We start from the raw sequence: 16,171 nt of genomic DNA, 5'->3' as shown, positions 1-16,171 counted from the left end.
GGCGGCGGCGCACCACGATGCGCACCGGTGCGGCGGCCGGGAGTGCACGACATCGTCGGTGCGCGCACCGGATGCCGGGTCCGGCCCGCCGGGCCTCGCGGGTGAAGCCGCTTGGCGTCCTCGTCAGAGGCCCTGGCTCGCTCCCCTGCCCTGATCGGGCTGCGTCGCGTGGTGCTGCTGCTGGCGGGCGGAGTCGTCCGCGTCCTTGGCCGGCTGCTTCGGCTGCGGGCCGTCCGCGATGATGCGGCCGCGGGCTTCGGCGGCCTGGGTGAAGGCGGCCAGCCGGGCGAGGTTCTTCGGGGTGTGCAGCCACGTTGCCGGGTCGGTCGTGCGGCCCTCGAGGTACTCCTCCGGCATTGCGGCCTGCTGATGGCGTGGACGGCGGCGGCCCGCTGCGCCGGGGTGAGGGCGGCGTCCCGGTCCGGGTGGTCGACGGCGTGCGGCGCCGCCTGGTCGTGATAGTCATCGGCGCGCGCTGTGGCCGACGTGGTCGCGGCCGGCGCTTCGTCCCGCGCGCCGGAGAGGATCCGGGCGTCGCGGATCGCGTTCTGCAGGGCGAAGCTGGCGACCTGGGCCCGCTCGTACCGTGACGACTCCCGCGGCGGCTTCCCGTCGATCCCGGCGGTCCACCACCGGTGCGGCCAGGCGAAGTCCGCGGTGTAGGTGAGCTGGTCCGGGGCCGGGGTCCGGCGGCCGGGCACGGGGACGGTGAGCTGACGGGCGTGCCGGGACAGGGCCGCATCGGCGATGTAGTCGTCCAGGCTGCGCGTGAAGCCGCGGCCGCGCAGCGTCTCCAGCAGGTGCCGTCGCGCTTCGGCCAGGACGTGCCGGCGGGCGAAGGACCGGCGCACCGTGAAGACGATGGCGGCGACGTCGACGGCGGCGAGCGTGGTGTCCACCATCGGCCTCACCCGGGCCCGGATCGCCGTCCCCGCTTCCTGGCACCGCTCCAGCAGCCCGTCGACCCTCTCCGAAGCGCAGGATCGCGGACGCACGCCACCACGCGCGCAGCTGCTCCAGCGGCTTCGGAGTCTTCTTCGCCCGGCGGGTGTCCTGCGCCGCCCACCACCCCAGGCCGTTCCGGCCGCGCTCGCCGGGCAGCCGCTTGTGCTTCTTGACGTACTTGCCGGTGATGCGTTCCAGCACCGGCACCATCTGCTCACGGCGGGTGGCAGACCAGTCGATGAGGTCCTGGTCGACGCCGGCCACCTCCATGACGGGGCGCAGGCCGGGCGTCACCTCCCGGGGCACGGTCGCCAGGCCCAGCTCCTCACACACCTCGGTCGTCATCGTGAGGGTGTAGAGCGTCCCGGCCGCCACGATGTGCTGGTAGAGGCGGCGGGTGTCGAGCGCGCCCCAGGTCCCGTCCGGACGCTGCGCCCGGTTCAGGATCAGACAGTGGTCGTGGAGCAGCGGAAAACCGTCGCGATTATCGAAGTGCCTCCACCGCGAGACCACCAGGGCCGGCGCCTTCGCGCGCTTACGGCCCGACGACCACCGGGTCTGTGCGACCTCATCCTCCAGCCAGCGCAGCACCGTCTCGATGGCCTTCTCGTGAGCCCGCTCGATGACGCGCCGGGTGCGGTCATCACCCAGCGCCCACAGCACGATCAGGGACGCCTGCGGCCGGAACACGAAGTCGAGGGCGAACAAGGGGGTCGCCTTGCGTATCTCGATCTCTTCGACCGGCTGCCCCAGGACGGTCGCCAGCCGGGCCGTCTCCGGGTCGGCGCCGTCGTCCAGTAGAGCCCGCGCGAGCGGGGGTGACCCGGTGCGGTTCGTGGATGGGCAGCCGACGCCGCAGTAGAGCCCGCGCGAGCGGGAGTGACACAGCCTGCTCGTGCGCCATGTCCTCGAACGCGGCGTAGAGCCCGCGCAAGCGGGAGGGACACGGATCTCGTTCCACCGACGGTTGACCCGCTCCCGTAAGAGCCCGCGCGAGCGGGAGTGACGCGACCCCGCCGAGCTAAGCGTCGTGGCCGCCGGCCAGACCTCTGCTGTGGCAGCATTCCTCCTGGGCAGCTACAAGCAAAGAGCGGGCAGATTGCTGGCACAGGTCGGAGTGGTTGACGTAGAGCCCGCGCGAGCGGGGGTGACACGACCGTGCGGAGGAAGCTCCGCATCGAGAATCTGTAGAGCTCGCGGGAGTGAGCGGGCGTGAGCGGGCGTGAGCGGGCGTCCCGGCGGTAGAGACGACCGGACAACGCGTGGAGCCTGTGCCTAGCGGGAGTGACCCGGCCACCGTCGCGGCGTTCCCAACGACCTCGCGACAGAGCCCGCGCGAGCAGAAACGATCCAGACGGTGGCCTGAACGACCGTGAGTCTCGGTAGAGCCCGCGCGAGCGGGAGGGCCCCGTCCAGCCGCCCGTGACCACTCACGACGAGCCCGTGCGGCCTGCGGCCCGCGCGAGCGGAGCGAGCCGGTTCTCGATGGCCCCGACCCGCCGCTCACCGAGCAAAGCCCCCGTGCGAGGGGTGTAACTCGTTCGCCGATCGGCGAGTCCGCCCGGCGCACGCGGAACCGAGCCGTGGAAGGGCCACCTCAGCACAAAGCGGCAGGTCAAGGACGTCCTCGTATTGCAACTCTCAGCGGAGCGAACAGGCGATTCTCATGTACCTGCATCAGTAGTCCTCATGGCATGTCTGAAGGAAACCTCACATCGCCCTTGCGCCGATAGCTAACGTGCCTAATTTCAAAAGGCATTGGAATGAGAATCATCTACTGCAGTGAAGTGAGAGTCAGCACGGGCTGAACGCGCTCGGCCCCCTCTCGGGGCGCACCCTTCTCGTCGAGGGTGCCGCCGGAGGCGTGGGCAGCGCGGCAGTCGAGATCGCCGTGGCGCAAGGTGCCACCGTGATCGGGACAGCCAGCGAACGCAACCACGAGTTCCTCACCGCACTCGGCGCCGTTCCCACCACCTACGGTCCCGGCCTCGCGCAGCGTCTGTCCGCTCTGGCCCCGCGCGGAGTCGACACAGCGCTCGACACCGCGGCCTCCGGGTCCCTGGACGACCTCGTCGCGATCACAGGCGACCCGCAGCGCGTCGCGACGGTCGCCGACTTGCGGGCGGGCAGCGCCTGGGCACGCACGTGGTCAACGCGGAGAACGACTCCACTCTGCTGTCCGCTGCTGCGGAACTGGGCCGGCAAGGCCGCTACACACCCCGCATCGAACAGACCTACCCCCTGGAGCGGACCGCCGACGCCCACGCGCACGCGGAGCGCGGGCGCACCCGAGGGAAGATCGTGATCTCCATCTGAACAGGCCGACTCTTCCGAACAGGCCTACGAGGTGAGTAACTTGCACCGTGCGGGCCTGCGTGGCGAGCGTGCCCTCGATCGGCCTCGGTGAGCGGACGCTCCGGAGCGGGCCGATCCATAGGGCACCTCGCCGGGCAGGCCGCCTCCACTCAGGCACCGCACTCGGTCCCTTCGACGCGATCGACGGACCCTGCGTCCCTCACAGGCACACAGAGGCCAGGGCATCAGGTCGTGCACGACCGTTGACACCCCCACTGACCAAGTGATCTATTCACTTTATGAGTTACGCCGACCAACCCTCGCTGTCCGAGCGCCTCGCGGACGACATCGTCGAGATCATCCACACCGAGCGGCTCTCCCCCGGCGATGCCCTGGCCTCCTCGCGTGAACTGGCCAAGCGGTTCGAGGTGACGACACCGACCGTGCGGGAGGCGCTGCGACGCCTCGAGGCCATGCAGGTCGTGGAGTTCCGGCACGGCTCGGGTACGTACGTCGGACCCGGTATCGACCGGCGGCTGCTCGCCAATCCGCACCGGCCGCGCACCTCCCGGCAGTCCGTCCTCGAACTCGTCGAGGCGCGCCTGGTCGTCGAACCGGCGGTGGCGGCCGAGGCCGCCCGTATCCGGCTCCCCCAGGGGATCGCACAGTTGGAGCACGCTGCGGCCAACGCCCTGTTCCCGCCGGAGGAATCGCTGCGCCGGTCCGTGCACTTCCACGTCGCACTAGCCACGGCCAGCGGGAACGCGCTGCTGAAGGAGACCGTCGAGGCGCTGCTCCAGGTCCGCGCCCGCGACCAGGTCGAGATCCGGCACCGCTACAACGACCGCGAGCGCGACCACGCCGAGCATCTCCAGATCGTCGAGGCAGTCCGCGAAGGGGACGCGGCGACCGCCGGGCGGATCACCCGCGAGCACCTCACCGCGATCCGGAACGCCGTGCTCGCCGCCGAATTCCCCGACGGAGATGAGCTCGCGTGAACACCGACCAGCCCCTGCATCTCGCCGGGATGACCACAGGAGAGGCCGCCGAGGCCGTCACCCGCGCACCCGTCGTCATCATCCCCGCCGGCGCCTACGAGCAGCACGGCCCCGGCATGCCCATCGCCACGGACACCATCCGTGCCGAGCGGATCGCCGACCTCATCGGGGCCCGGCTCGCCGGGCGCGTGGTGATCGGCCCGCCGCTCCCGGTCGGCGTCTCTCCGCATCACATGGGCTTTGCCGGGACGGTGACGCTGACGACGACCACGTTCGCCGCGGTCGTGCGCGAGTACGTGGAGAGCCTGCGGCGGCACGGCTGGCGGCGGTTTCTGGTGCTCACCGGGCACGGCGGGAACAACGCCGCGCTCACCACGGTGGCACAGGACCTGCTCATGTCCCACCCGGACGTGCGGTTCGCCTGGGCGCCGGTCACCCCACTCGCCTCCGGCGTGATCGCCGAGATGGGTGTGAGTGAGGTCAGCGGACACAGCGGCGAGGCGGAGACCGCCCAAATGCTCTACCTGTCACCGGATTTGGTGCATCGGGACCGCTTGGAGCCGGGGTCCGTCGCCATCGACGGGCTCAAGCCCGAGGCCCGACTGGCCCGTTCCTTCTCGCAGCCGACCCTCGCCCTTCCGTACGACGAGCTGAGCGCCAACGGCGTGCTCGGCGACCCGACATCGGTCACGGCCGAGGACGGGCGGGCCATCGTGGACGCCGCCGTCGACCGCGTGTGCGCGTTCGTCGAGGAATGGCTCGACATCTAGGGCCCTGCCCCGCCCCGCCCCCACTCCCCGCCCACCCGTACAGCTCGACAACCCCGAAGACCCCGCCCTCAAGACGCCACCCTCTCTTAGGAGCCGCAGATGAAGGGTCTACTTCGGCGTGCCTGCGTACTGGCCGCCGCGCTCGTCGCCGTCCCGTTCGCCCCCGCCCACGCGAACCCCGCGAACCCTGCGCACCCCGCCGCATCCCCCCGCTCCGAAGGCTGCGGCGCCACCGCCCCGCAGCAGCCCGGCACCAGCGTCCCGCACACCCTGAGCAGCGGCGGCCGTGAGCGCACCTACCAGCTGTATCTCCCCGACGGCTATACACCGAAGCGCAGTTGGCCGCTGATCGTCGCCTACCACGGGCGCGGCAACACCGGCGCGGGCACGGAGGCCTTCTCGCGCCTGTCGGCCCTGCCCGCGATCGTCGCCTACCCGAACGGCGTCGTCGGCACCGGCGACGGCGAGCGGCAGGCTTGGCAGGGCGCTCCGTACGCGGCGGCCGGCGTGGACGATGTCGCGTTCACCGGGGACCTCCTCGACTCGCTGGAGGGCTCGCTGTGCGTGAACGAGCGGCGGGTGTACGCCACCGGGAAGTCGAACGGTGCCGGGTTCACCGGCCTGCTCGCCTGCCGGATGTCCGACCGTTTCGCGGCCGTCGCACCAGTCGCCGGCGCGTTCTACCCCGGCACGCGCGAGGGCGGCTGCGCCCCGGAGCGCCCAACGCCCGTACTCGACTTCCACGGCACCGGCGATGCCACCATCCCGTACGCGGGTGATGCCGACCGCGGGCTGCCCGCGATCCAGGACTGGGTGCGCGAGTGGGCCGACCGGGACGGCTGCCGCACCCGGACACCCGACAAGGTGACCGGGCCCGACATCACGACGTCACGGTGGACCGGTTGCGCGGGCGGCGCGGAGGTGGCGCACGTCGCCGTCACCGACGGCGGGCACACCTGGCCGGGGGCCGACGGCTACAGCGGCGGCGGCTACACCACGCAGACGATCCAGGCCCACAAGGTGATGTGGGCGTTCTTCTGCGATCACCAACTCCCCACCCCGCCGCGCTAGTTCGGAGCCTCCATCATGACCGTACAGAGCAAGGCCCCCTCCCCCGCCGGGACCGGGGCGGCGCAGCTGCCCTTCGTCATCCGCGCCCTCGGCGTCGTCGAGCGCGCGGGCAACGCACTGCCGCACCCGTTCTGGCTGTTCTGGATCCTGTCGGCGGTACTCGCCGTCGTCAGCGCCGTGCTCGCCGGGTTCGACGTGTCCGTGGTGTCGCCCGCCGACCACAAGACGGTCGTCGTGCAGAACCTGCTCAGCGGCGACGGGCTCGCCATGGCGGTGTCGACGATGGTGTCGAACTTCGCCGAGTTCCCGCCGATGGCGACGATCGTGGTGGTCATCATGGGCGTCGCCGTCGCCGAACGCAGCGGATTCCTGTCCGCCGCGATGAAGGTCGGGGTCGCACGGGTACCCGCGTCGTGGGTGGTGTTCGCCGTCGCGTTCGCCGGGACGGTCGCGCACGTCGCCTCGGCCGCCGCGTACATCATCCTGGTACCGCTCGGCGGGCTCGCCTTCCGCGCCGTGGGCCGCTCTCCCATCCTCGGCATCGTCGTCGCCTATACGTCGATCGCCTCCGGCTACGACGCGAGCCCGGTGCCCACGCCGAACGACGCCATCTTCGCGGGCATCACCACGGCTGCCGCGAAGATCGCGGGCGGTGACGACGCATATGTGTCACCCCTGTCCAACTGGTTCTTCAACATCGCCTCCTCCCTGCTGCTCGCCACCGTCATCACGCTGGTCACGCGCTGGGTGCTCGCCAAGCGGCCCGATCTCGACCCGGATCCCGACGCCGATGTCGAGGACCTCGGCACGCTGGAAATCAGCGTGCGCGAACGGTCCGCGCTGCGGCGGGCACTGTTCGCGCTCGGCGGCGGTCTGGTACTGGTCGTGGCGGCACTCGCCCCCACGTCCTCCCCCCTGCGCGGGGACGGCGGCAGCATCGTCGAGTCTCCGTTCATCGAGGGCATCGCCGCGGTCGTGGCCTGCCTGTTCGCACTCACCGGCATCGTGTACGGGGCGCGCTCGGGGTCGATCACGAAACCCGGCGACGTACCGAAGCTGATGGCGGCGGGCGTGAAGCAGATGGCGCCGGTGCTCGTCCTGTTCTTCGCGATCGCCCAGTTCCTCGCCTACTTCGACTGGACGCACATCGGCGATGTGCTCGCGGTGCGGGCGGCCGAACTCCTGGAGCACAGCGGGATGCCGATCGTCGTCGTCTTCCTGCTGATCCTGCTCCTGCTGACCGTCGTCAACGTCATGGTGACCAGCGGCTCCGCGATGTGGGCCCTGGCCGCGCCCGTCCTCGTGCCGATGCTGATGCTGGCGCACGTCCCGGCCGAGACGACACAGGCCCTGTTCCGCATCGCGGACTCCGGCTCGACCGCCATCACCCCGATGAGCCCGTACTTCGTGATGGCCCTCGGCTTCCTCCAGCGCTACCGCAAGGACGCGGGCATCGGCACTCTCGCCGCGTACACACTGCCGCTGGCGATCGCGATGACGGTGACCTGGACACTGCTGTTCCTCGTCTGGTGGGCACTGGGAATTCCACTGGGCCCCGGGGCGCCGGTGCGCTGAACCGCCTTGCCTGTGGCGGCTTTTACACAGTGCCCAGCACAACACGGTGTGCTCGCTTCACCCGCTCCAAGGGCGCATTGCGCAGGGGCCCGGACCGTGCGGTCCGGGCCCCTGCTCGGGTGCTGACGGCCACGAGGTTCCGCTGGAGTACTAGGGCGTGTATCCGGTTGTGATCAATTGTCCCGTGTCACCGAACCTTGATCGCGTGCCATCGAACCCTGACGGATGCGAGTTCGTGTCGTCGAAGTCTGAGCACAGCGTCAAGGGTCGCGGCCAGCCGAGTGGCGCCGAAAACAGCGAAACGGCCGCGCGATGAATTCGCGGGCCCGGAACGGTCTACCCAAGTAGTGAACGGATCGGGCGACTCACCGCGAAGGCGACAAAAGGTCGCCGGCAGGAGGACGGAACAGTGACCAAACGTCTGGGCAGAGTGACCTGCGACCTCTCGATCTCCGTCGACGGGTACTCGGCCGGCCTCAACCAGGCCGAGCAGCGCCCGTTCGGCGACGACGCCGGTGATGGCTGGGGCGACAGGCTGCACGCATGGATGTTCGAAACCCCGGAGCAGCGGCAGGTCGAACTCGACCGGCTGACGGCAGTCGGCGCCTTCATCATGGGGCGCAACATGTTTGGCCCCGTACGCGGCGCGTGGGATCGGCAGTGGAAGGGCTGGTGGGGCGACAATCCGCCGTACCACGCGCCGGTCTTCGTCCTCACCCACCACCCGCGCGACCCGCAACCGATGGACGGCGGCACCACGTTCCACTTTGTCACCGACGGCATCGAATCCGCACTGCGGCAGGCTCGCGAGGCGGCCGGGGACCGCAACGTGTCGATCCACGGGGGCGCGACCACCATCAACCAGTACCTAGCCGCAGGTCTGATCGACGAGCTGCGGCTGAACATTGTGCCGTTCACGCTCGGCGCCGGCACACGGCTGTTCGACGGAGTGCCGTCACTGAATCTTGAGCAGGTGGAGTCGCGAGCAGCGAAGTCGGTTACACACGTGACTTATCGTGTGCTGCCCTGACAGCAGAGCGGTGTCAGTCACAAGTACCGCTCACATTTCGATGACACTCACTCAAAGATGTCTTCGAGGCCCTGCTGGAGGGGATGACCGCCGAGGCCGCGCATCGGGGCGAGGTGGACATGTCCCTGGTCAGCGTGGACTCGACAACTGCCCGTGCTCACCACGACCCCGCCGGGATCCACCTGGACGAGGATGTCCTCACCGCCCGGGAGAGGGCCGCCGCCCAGGAGGAGAAGGCCCGGGGAAAGAAGGGGCCGAGGCGGAGGGACAGGACGGGCGATCTGTCGGGTGTGACCCCGTCCGCGAAGAGCGGCGCCGCGTCCGGCGCCGACGCAGACTCCGGTTGAAGGTCGCCCTGCTCGGACGATCGCGAGGCGGGCAGACCAGCAAGGTTCATCTCGCCACCGACCGCAAGTACCGCCCGCTGGCGCTGGTGCTGGTGCTGACCGCCGGCCGGGCCGCCGGCAGCCCACAGTTCATCCCCGCGCCGGCCGAGGTCCGCGTCTGCGGACCGGTCGGCCGTCCCCGCGCCCGGCCGGACGCGGTCGCCGGAGACAAGGCGTACTCGTCCCGCGGCAACCGCGCCTACCTGCGTAAATGTCAGACCAAGGCGGTCATTCCGGAGAAGAAGGACCAGACTGCCAACCGGAAGGAAGAGGGCAGCAGGGGCGGCCGGCCCGTCGGCCATGACACGGACCTCTACAAGGAGCGGAACACCGCCGAACGCCTGATCAACAAGCTGAAAGCCTGGCGAGGCATCGCCACCCGTTACGACAAGGCCCCCGAAAGCTACCCCGCTGGCCTTCATCTCCGCGCCTCCACGAGCTGGATCAAGGACCCCACACGAATCGCTTGATCACGACTGGATACGCGGCCCTAGCAGGGGCTGAGGTACCAGACCCACCTCCAGTCCGCGGAGGCGTCCTCGCTGTAGCCGCCCGGCGAGGTCCAGCGCAGAACCTTGTCCTCGCTGTAGAACTTCGCGTACAAGGTGGACTTCTGCGCGTTCCTCCAGGATCCGGTCGTGTTCCAGGTGATGCGGTTGAGCGTGCCGCAGGTGAAGAAGTTCAGCTGGGTGCCGGTGAAGTTCTCCCCCTTGTACGCGCACACATAGGTGCTGGGGCAGCTGCCGGCGGCCAGTGCCCCGCCCTTCGCGCCGAGGTCGCGGGCGTACTTCTCTCCCGGCAGCGCGAGCGTCAGCTCCCCGCCGGTCAGCTTGATCTTGTTGGCGGACACCTGCTTCCCGCCCCACTCGGCCAGGTTCGCGTCGACCTCGGCTTGCAGGGCCTTGGCCTCCGCGCCGCTCAGCCCGGCCTCCCTCGCCTGGCCCGAGAAGCCCGGCCGGGCGTCCGCGGCGGCCGAGCTCGCGGTGGCCACGCACGCTGCCATCGCCATCAGCAGCGCGACGACCACCCGCCCCACACCGGTGGATCTGTGGGTCCGCTGTCGCATCCGAGTCACTGGGTTACCCCTCCGTTTGACGTTCCCCCCATGGGGATCACTCCAACTGTGGGGTGCTGAGGGCGTCCCGGTCGTTAGCGCTGAGCGCAGGGATCCTGTGCAGGGAGTGCATGGCGCCTCGCCGCTCGCCGGGCGTGAGCCCGTACGCGGCGCGGAACATCCGGCTGAACGCCGCCCCGTTCCCCAGCCCCCACCGCGCCCCGATGTCCTGGATCGACAGCCTCCGTAGCTGTGGCTCGGCCAGATCCGCGTAACAGCGCGCCAGCCGTTGCCGCCGCACAGAAGCGGCCACCGTCTCCTTCCGCTGCCGGAAGAGCTGATGCAGCAGCCGTACGGAGATGTGGTGCCGCGAGGCGATGGCGCCGGGTGTGAGGGCCGGATCGGCCAGGTTGTCGCGTATGAATACGTCTATACGGGCCAGCAGCAGCCCGTGCCGCGCCTCCGGGGACAGGAACTCCTGCGCGTCGAGCCGTTGGGCGAGGAACCCGGCGGCCAGGTCGAGGCCCGTCTCGCCGAGCCGCGCCAGGCTTTGCTCGTCCAGCACCGCCGCCTGCCCCATCAGCGAGCCGAGGAAGTCGGCGAGTACCCTCCCGACCCCCGCCCGGGCGGACAGGCCGCGCGCGAGCAGGGAGTCGACCCGGGCCTCGGGCAGTGGCACAAGGGCACGCGGCAGGTGCAGGATGAGCGCCCGTGACGGCCCGCTGGCCGGCCCGCTCATCGCCTGACCGCTGTACGGCCGGGACGACGTCCACATGCTGAGGTCACCGGCCGCGAGCCGGGTCGTGTGACGGTCCTGCACGACCCCCATCGACCCGCCGAGGATCAGGGTCAGTTCGTATGTCTCGGGGTCGGCCCGCCGGATGAGTTCCGCGGTGCGTTCCGACCGGAGGCCGGGGAACGCCATCTTCGTCAGCTGAATCCGCCCCAGGTCGACCGAGCCCACGCTACCCATGAAGTCGGACGCGAAATCGCTGGTGATGCGGGTCGGGGCGACCCCCTGCCCGACGAGCTGCCGCCACCAGTCGAAACGCTGGTCCGCCGGTAAGAGCAACGTGTCGAACTCCGCGAACCCCATCGACTCCCCCACCCGAACGGCACGTGATCACACCGCTCAGCGTGGCCACCGGGACCCCGGACGCGCAATCGTGCCTCGGCGGCGCGGCGGGGGGCGAGGCCGGAAATCATCCTCCAGGTCGTCATCGACGCCGCCACCCGCCTGGTCGTGGTGGTCGGTCAGCCGCTGCCGGGCATTCGCGACGACTGCCGTCCCTGACCACGCGATGCACCGCGTCGCCCGCCCGCACAACCTGGCTCTCACGGGGTGGCCGCGCGCCGCATACGGGACCTGAGAGGCGCACCGGAGACGGCCTCCCGCCTCTCAGTCTCGGAGGAGGCTCAGTCGAGGCAGAACTCGTTGCCCTCGATGTCCTGCATCACAATGCAGGACTCGTTCTCGCCGTCGGCAAGCATCGTTCGCACATGTACCGCGCCGAGCGCGACCAGTCGTGCGCACTCGGCCTCAAGTGTGGCAAGGCGCTCCTCACCCACGAGCCCGATGCCGGCCCGCACATCGAGATGAAGGCGGTTCTTGACGACCTTGCCTTCGGGAACCCGCTGGAAAAGAACGCGCGGCCCCACTCCCGAGGGATCAGTGCACGCGAAGTAGATCACCTGCTCCTCGGGCGGCAGCGAGCGGTGGTACTCCTCCCACGTGGCAAAACCCTCCGGGACCGCCGGTACGACGTACCCCAGCACCTCGCACCAGAAAGCCGCGAGGCGCGCAGGTTCCGCGCAGTCGAAGGTCACTTGGAACTGCTTGATCGCTGACATCGGCGCACCCTACCAAGAGAGCCCAACTGCCCCGTTCCCCAGGTGGATCCCGATGCCGTCGAGATGCCGGCCCAACCCCGCCGGCCGCTCCCACGGGCAACGGCCACCCCCTGCTGCTCGCCGAAGCCGGAACGGCTTCGTGCCATGCCGCGTGCGTGCCCCGCATGCTGGACGCGGGAGGGGTGTCCGCGGGCAAGGTCCACACCGACACCCGTTCCGGCCCACGGCTGGCCGGGGTCAGGACTCCATCGGAAGGATCGCGTTCGGCGGCAGCACGGTGTGCTTGAGGTCCGCGGGAACAGGGTGGCTGTGCGACGGGTACTTGGGCCCCTGTGCGCCCCGGCGGTAGACGGCGGTGGAGTGTTCCGGATTCGTGTCGAACTCGGGGACGACCTTGTCGCCGAAGATCTCGATCATCTCCAGGTGTTCGTCGAAGGACATGCCGCCGGTCATGCCGAAGACCAACTGGTCGCAGCCAACGGTCTGGTAGGCGGCGACCTGTTCACAGACCTCGTCGGGCGTGCCGCACAGCAAGAGGCCTGCCTTGATGATCTCGTCGAGGATCTCTTCCCCGCCGAGCTCGCTGAAGGCGATCGGCGGAGTCGGCCACGTCCTCTCGTCCATCGATTTGGGCATGGTGTCGTGGTAGAGGTTGACCAGAGTGACCAGGTAGCCGAGGCCTGCGTGCATGGCGATCTCACGAGCCCGCTTGCGGTCGTTGAGGCAGATGACCGTGTTGGTCATCATGACGTTGTTGTTCTGGTAGTCGCCGAGGAGCTGGGCCGGGTTCGCGGCCGCCTCCTTGTAGGAATCGATGCGGCCCTTCAGCTCGAAGATCGGCTCGAAGTTGAAGGCGATCGCCCCGATGCCCAGCGATCCGGCCTTGGCGAACGACGAGGGATTGCCGCAAGCCATCCAGATCGGCGGATGCGAGTGGCCGTACGGCTTCGGCAGGATGTTGTGCGGGGTCGGAACCGTGAAGTGCTCACCGTGGAAGGAGTAGTCGTACTGCTCCCACATCCGCACGACCTCCGGCGCGACCTCGTCCCACTCGGCCTTGGTCGAAGCCGTGTCCATGATGTTGAACGAGGCGACCTCATGGCTTCCCGCGCCACGCCCCGTGCCCCATTCGAAGCGGCCCTCGGTGATGTGATCCAGCATCGCGGCACGCTCGGCGAAGCGGACCGGGTGCTCCTTGCGCGGGGAAAGGCTGTTGATGCCTGTGCCGAGGTGAATCCGCTCGGTCTTCGCCGCGACGTAGCCCATCACGACCTCGGGCGCCGACATGTGGCTGTACTCGGTCAGCGAGTGGTGCTCACCGAACCAGACGTACTTCCAGTTGTGCTTGTCCGCCTTGATGGCGAGGTCCATCTCCCGCTTCAGGGCGAGGTGTTCAGAGGTGCGGTCGTGAGCCGCCATGCCGGGAATGAATCCGTTGAGGAAGAGTCCGAACTCCATAAGGCTGCCTCCTAGTGCATATCGGTGCGTGGGCGGCCCGCGCACCACTTCCTGTTCGCCGCTGCCCGAGCGGGAGCCGTGATTCGGACTACGGAAATCCACTCGGTGCGTGTCGCGCCCTGCAGGTGGGCGGAGAATGCACCAATCGGCGCGAAGGATCCATGGGTATGACCCATCGAAATCCGAATCAGCATCGAGATCGTCCTGCTGGGAGACCATTTCGGACAGGTTCGCCTGAAGTTGGCCGCAGGAACTGTCAGCTCGGCCGAAGACGCCGAGGACAAGGTGCGCGAGCAGGTTCGGCCCCGTCTCCCCCCGACCGGCTCCCCTCCGGAAGCCCTCGGATGCCGGCGCCGTGCTCCTTGGCACGGGGTGCACCTCGGAGTATCGGCATTGCCGGTAGCGTGATCGACTGCCGCACGGAATGTCCATGCGGCACGCCTCCCCGTGCAAGGGAATCCGGCGGCGAGCGATGGGATCGTGATGAGCGAACTGACGAAGCCCGGAATTGAGGTTCCGGAGGGTGACCCGCCCACCGAGCTGACGATCCGGGACCTCGTGATCGGGGACGGGCCCACGGCGCAGCCGGGCAGGGTCGTCCAGGTTCACTACGTAGGGGTCACGTTCGCGTCCGGAAAAGAGTTCGACTCCTCCTGGGAACGGGACCGGCCGTTCAAGTTCGCCGTGGGCGGCGGCAAGGTCATCAAGGGCTGGGACCGGGGAGTGCGGGGAATGAAGGTCGGCGGCCGGCGCGAGATCATCGTTCCCCCGCGTCTCGGTTACGGCAGGCAGTCGCCCTCTTCGTTGATCCCGGCGGGCTCCACGCTGATCTTCGTCGTGGACCTGCTCACGGTCGTGGGCGGGCCTCCTGCGGGGCAACACGGCTAGGGCCTGTCGTCAAGCTGCCGTCGTCGCCCGAAGGGCGGCCGCGCGGTGTCAGGTGCGTGCTCTCGGTGTGCCGGCCTCAGGCCCCTGTACTGGACGTACTGGGGTCTGGGGCCGGTGCGGCGAGAGTGCGTGCATGGCGCCGCACGGCAGACGGCAGTTTGACGGCAGGCCCTACTAGGACCTCCGTTTGGATCGGGCCGGGCTCGTGGGGTCCGGCCCGATCCGAGCGGAAGGCACTAGCGGGCGATCCCGCCGCCTCCCATGTAGAGGCGCAGCTTGCCCGTGCTCTCGAAGGTGTCGCCGTACAGCCGGGTGACACCGTCGGTCGACAGCCCGTGGCGCGTGCCGGGCAGCACCCACGCGGAGCTGCGCACCTTGTCGTCGCCCGGCGCGGCCACCGTCAGGTCGGCCCGGTGATCGCCGTCCATGTCGGTGAGGCGCACCGACATGCCGAACGTGGCTCGCGCGCTCTTCCTGCCGCCGATGTCGCCCGCGTCGACGACTTGTGCCCCCTCACCGGTCAGGCCGTTCGGACCTCCCAGCAGGAGCAACACCTGCTCCGGGCCCGTCTTCGCGTACTCCTTGCTGCGGGGTGAGCCGGCCACCACGTCCGCGTAGCCGTCGCCATTGACGTCACCGGTGTCCAGGGAGACGAGGGCGGCGTCCTTGTCCTGGGGTTCCGCACCGGGCACGCCCGGGGTGTCGCGGTCGATGGTCACCGGCCGCTTTCCCTTCGTCGGGCCGGCCTGGGAGCCGTACACGACGGATACCGAGCTGTGGCTCACCTTGCCGCGCCTCGGGCTGAGCACGAGGTCCGCGAGGCCGTCGCCGTTCACGTCGCCGACCGCGCCCGCCGCTGCGTCGGGGAGGTCGACGTCATCCGGCTGGGCGAGGCCGCCGTCGCGGGCACGGAAGTAGCTGACCGGCCAACGTTCCTCGAACTTGGCTGTTCCGAGGGGCTCATCGTGGTGGAAGGCGATCAGCTCGTCGGAACCGTCGCCGTCCAGGTCCCCGGCGACGAGGCCGGAGTAGTTCGCGGTGCCGATGCCCGGTGCGGGCCGGCGCGGTGCGGTCACCGGGCCGGTGCCCGCCGGGGTGCCGGAGCGTGTGAAGGGGCCCTTGAGCAGGCCCTTGCCCGAACCGAGCCCGAAGACCAGGTCGGCATGCCCGTCCCCGTCGAAGTCACCGGCGACGAGGTGCTCCTCCAGCGCCTGGTCCAGCGTCCAGAAGACATGGCTGCTGTCCGTGCCCGGTACCCGGACGCCGCTTTTCAGCCCGTCCGGGGAACCCCACATGATGATCACGCTCGGTTTGTCGTCGAACACGGCGGTGGCGAGGTCGGTGTACCCGTCCCCGTCGAGGTCACGGGCCACCACATCGGTCCCGAAGTACGCCTCGTAGTCGGCCTTTCCCGGTATCGCGGCGTCGTTCTGCGTGAGGTACTGGCAACGGGCGAGAGCGGTTCCGTCGCCCGACCCGTACGCCACCGCGATGCTGCCGCCGCCGGCGGCGTTCTCCACGTCGCCCAGTGCTCCCATGGCCAGGTCGGGGTGACCGTCTCCGTCGAAGTCGGCGGCGGGCGCGGAGCCGCGCGGCGCCCGGGCGTCCTTGGCCGGGGCGCCGGCGGGAGCGGTGCCGTGAACCGCGGTATGGCAGGTATGTGGCGCGGCGATGTCCGGGGATCCGGACCGGGCCGCAACCACTCCGATCGCGACGGCGGCCGCGGCGACTACGGCGCCGGCCCCGATCGCCCACCGGCGCTTGCCGCCACGTTTCCGCCCAGCCCCCAGCTCATCATCTTCGACGTTCATGTGATCAAACACGTCCCGACGGTGTCCAGCGGTTCCGGA

General features: G+C 69.7%; 13 protein-coding genes and 3 pseudogenes. 9 read left to right on the top strand and 7 right to left on the bottom strand.

Annotated elements, in window-relative coordinates:
* Window positions 1–123: 123 nt before the first annotated feature.
* Both ACGFU6_RS03095 and mobF read right to left on the bottom strand, forming a co-directional pair.
* Window positions 124–357, bottom strand: coding sequence for a hypothetical protein (locus ACGFU6_RS03095; protein ID WP_393607749.1), 234 nt, complete (start codon window positions 355–357; stop codon window positions 124–126).
* A gap of 105 nt (window positions 358–462) precedes the next feature.
* Entirely contained in the window at window positions 463–1,698 is a 1,236-nt protein-coding gene (gene mobF, locus ACGFU6_RS03090; RefSeq protein ID WP_393607808.1) for a MobF family relaxase, read from the bottom strand.
* A gap of 1,048 nt (window positions 1,699–2,746) precedes the next feature.
* Here mobF and ACGFU6_RS03085 point away from each other — a divergent pair.
* From ACGFU6_RS03085 to ACGFU6_RS03055, 7 genes and pseudogenes are all read left to right on the top strand, one after another.
* Window positions 2,747–3,261, top strand: a pseudogene (locus ACGFU6_RS03085) (zinc-binding dehydrogenase); the annotation flags it as partial.
* A 278-nt stretch (window positions 3,262–3,539) separates the two neighbouring features.
* A complete protein-coding gene (locus tag ACGFU6_RS03080) occupies window positions 3,540–4,238 on the top strand; it encodes a FadR/GntR family transcriptional regulator (RefSeq protein ID WP_393607748.1) in 699 nt (232 codons plus the stop codon).
* On the top strand, window positions 4,235–5,008 hold the full coding sequence (locus ACGFU6_RS03075; protein WP_393607747.1) for a creatininase family protein: 774 nt from the start codon (window positions 4,235–4,237) through the stop codon (window positions 5,006–5,008). Before ACGFU6_RS03080 ends, ACGFU6_RS03075 begins: the two co-directional genes overlap by 4 nt.
* A 99-nt stretch (window positions 5,009–5,107) precedes the next feature.
* On the top strand, window positions 5,108–6,079 hold the full coding sequence (locus ACGFU6_RS03070; protein WP_393607746.1) for an alpha/beta hydrolase family esterase: 972 nt from the start codon (window positions 5,108–5,110) through the stop codon (window positions 6,077–6,079).
* Window positions 6,080–6,094: 15 nt separating this feature from the next.
* Window positions 6,095–7,654 (top strand): AbgT family transporter, encoded by a 1,560-nt coding sequence (locus ACGFU6_RS03065; RefSeq protein WP_393607745.1) that lies wholly within the window; start codon window positions 6,095–6,097, stop codon window positions 7,652–7,654.
* A gap of 409 nt (window positions 7,655–8,063) precedes the next feature.
* A complete protein-coding gene (locus tag ACGFU6_RS03060; protein ID WP_393607744.1) occupies window positions 8,064–8,684 on the top strand; it encodes a dihydrofolate reductase family protein in 621 nt (206 codons plus the stop codon).
* A 59-nt stretch (window positions 8,685–8,743) separates the two neighbouring features.
* Window positions 8,744–9,540 (top strand): annotated as a pseudogene (locus ACGFU6_RS03055) (transposase); the annotation flags it as partial.
* 20 nt (window positions 9,541–9,560) lie between these two features.
* On the opposite strand, the gene ACGFU6_RS03050 reads toward ACGFU6_RS03055, so the two are convergent.
* Entirely contained in the window at window positions 9,561–10,136 is a 576-nt protein-coding gene (locus tag ACGFU6_RS03050; protein ID WP_393607743.1) for a peptidase inhibitor family I36 protein, read from the bottom strand.
* A 46-nt stretch (window positions 10,137–10,182) separates the two neighbouring features.
* Window positions 10,183–11,220: a helix-turn-helix domain-containing protein gene (locus ACGFU6_RS03045; RefSeq protein ID WP_393607742.1), complete on the bottom strand. Its 1,038-nt coding sequence runs from the start codon at window positions 11,218–11,220 to the stop codon at window positions 10,183–10,185.
* A 114-nt stretch (window positions 11,221–11,334) separates the two neighbouring features.
* Between ACGFU6_RS03045 and ACGFU6_RS03040 the strand changes: the two are divergent.
* Window positions 11,335–11,412, top strand: a pseudogene (locus tag ACGFU6_RS03040) (IS5/IS1182 family transposase); the annotation flags it as partial.
* 128 nt (window positions 11,413–11,540) lie between these two features.
* Here the strand turns inward: ACGFU6_RS03040 and ACGFU6_RS03035 are convergent.
* Both ACGFU6_RS03035 and ACGFU6_RS03030 read right to left on the bottom strand, forming a co-directional pair.
* Entirely contained in the window at window positions 11,541–11,975 is a 435-nt protein-coding gene (locus ACGFU6_RS03035; RefSeq protein ID WP_393607741.1) for a VOC family protein, read from the bottom strand.
* A gap of 237 nt (window positions 11,976–12,212) precedes the next feature.
* A complete protein-coding gene (locus ACGFU6_RS03030; protein ID WP_393607740.1) occupies window positions 12,213–13,433 on the bottom strand; it encodes an LLM class flavin-dependent oxidoreductase in 1,221 nt (406 codons plus the stop codon).
* A gap of 483 nt (window positions 13,434–13,916) precedes the next feature.
* Between ACGFU6_RS03030 and ACGFU6_RS03025 the strand changes: the two genes are divergently transcribed.
* The gene (locus tag ACGFU6_RS03025; protein WP_393607739.1) at window positions 13,917–14,321 is read left to right on the top strand and encodes an FKBP-type peptidyl-prolyl cis-trans isomerase; all 405 of its coding nucleotides are present in this window, start codon (window positions 13,917–13,919) and stop codon (window positions 14,319–14,321) included.
* 236 nt (window positions 14,322–14,557) lie between these two features.
* Here the strand turns inward: ACGFU6_RS03025 and ACGFU6_RS03020 are convergent, their stop codons facing one another.
* A complete protein-coding gene (locus tag ACGFU6_RS03020) occupies window positions 14,558–16,132 on the bottom strand; it encodes a VCBS repeat-containing protein (RefSeq protein ID WP_393607738.1) in 1,575 nt (524 codons plus the stop codon).
* Window positions 16,133–16,171: the final 39 nt, after the last annotated feature.

The sequence above is a fragment of the Streptomyces sp. NPDC048462 genome (genome assembly GCF_043200175.1).
Classification (GTDB): Bacteria; Actinomycetota; Actinomycetes; order Streptomycetales; family Streptomycetaceae; genus Streptomyces.
Note: the sequence above shows the minus strand (reverse complement) of the source record. Positions and strands in the feature narration are given on the sequence as shown.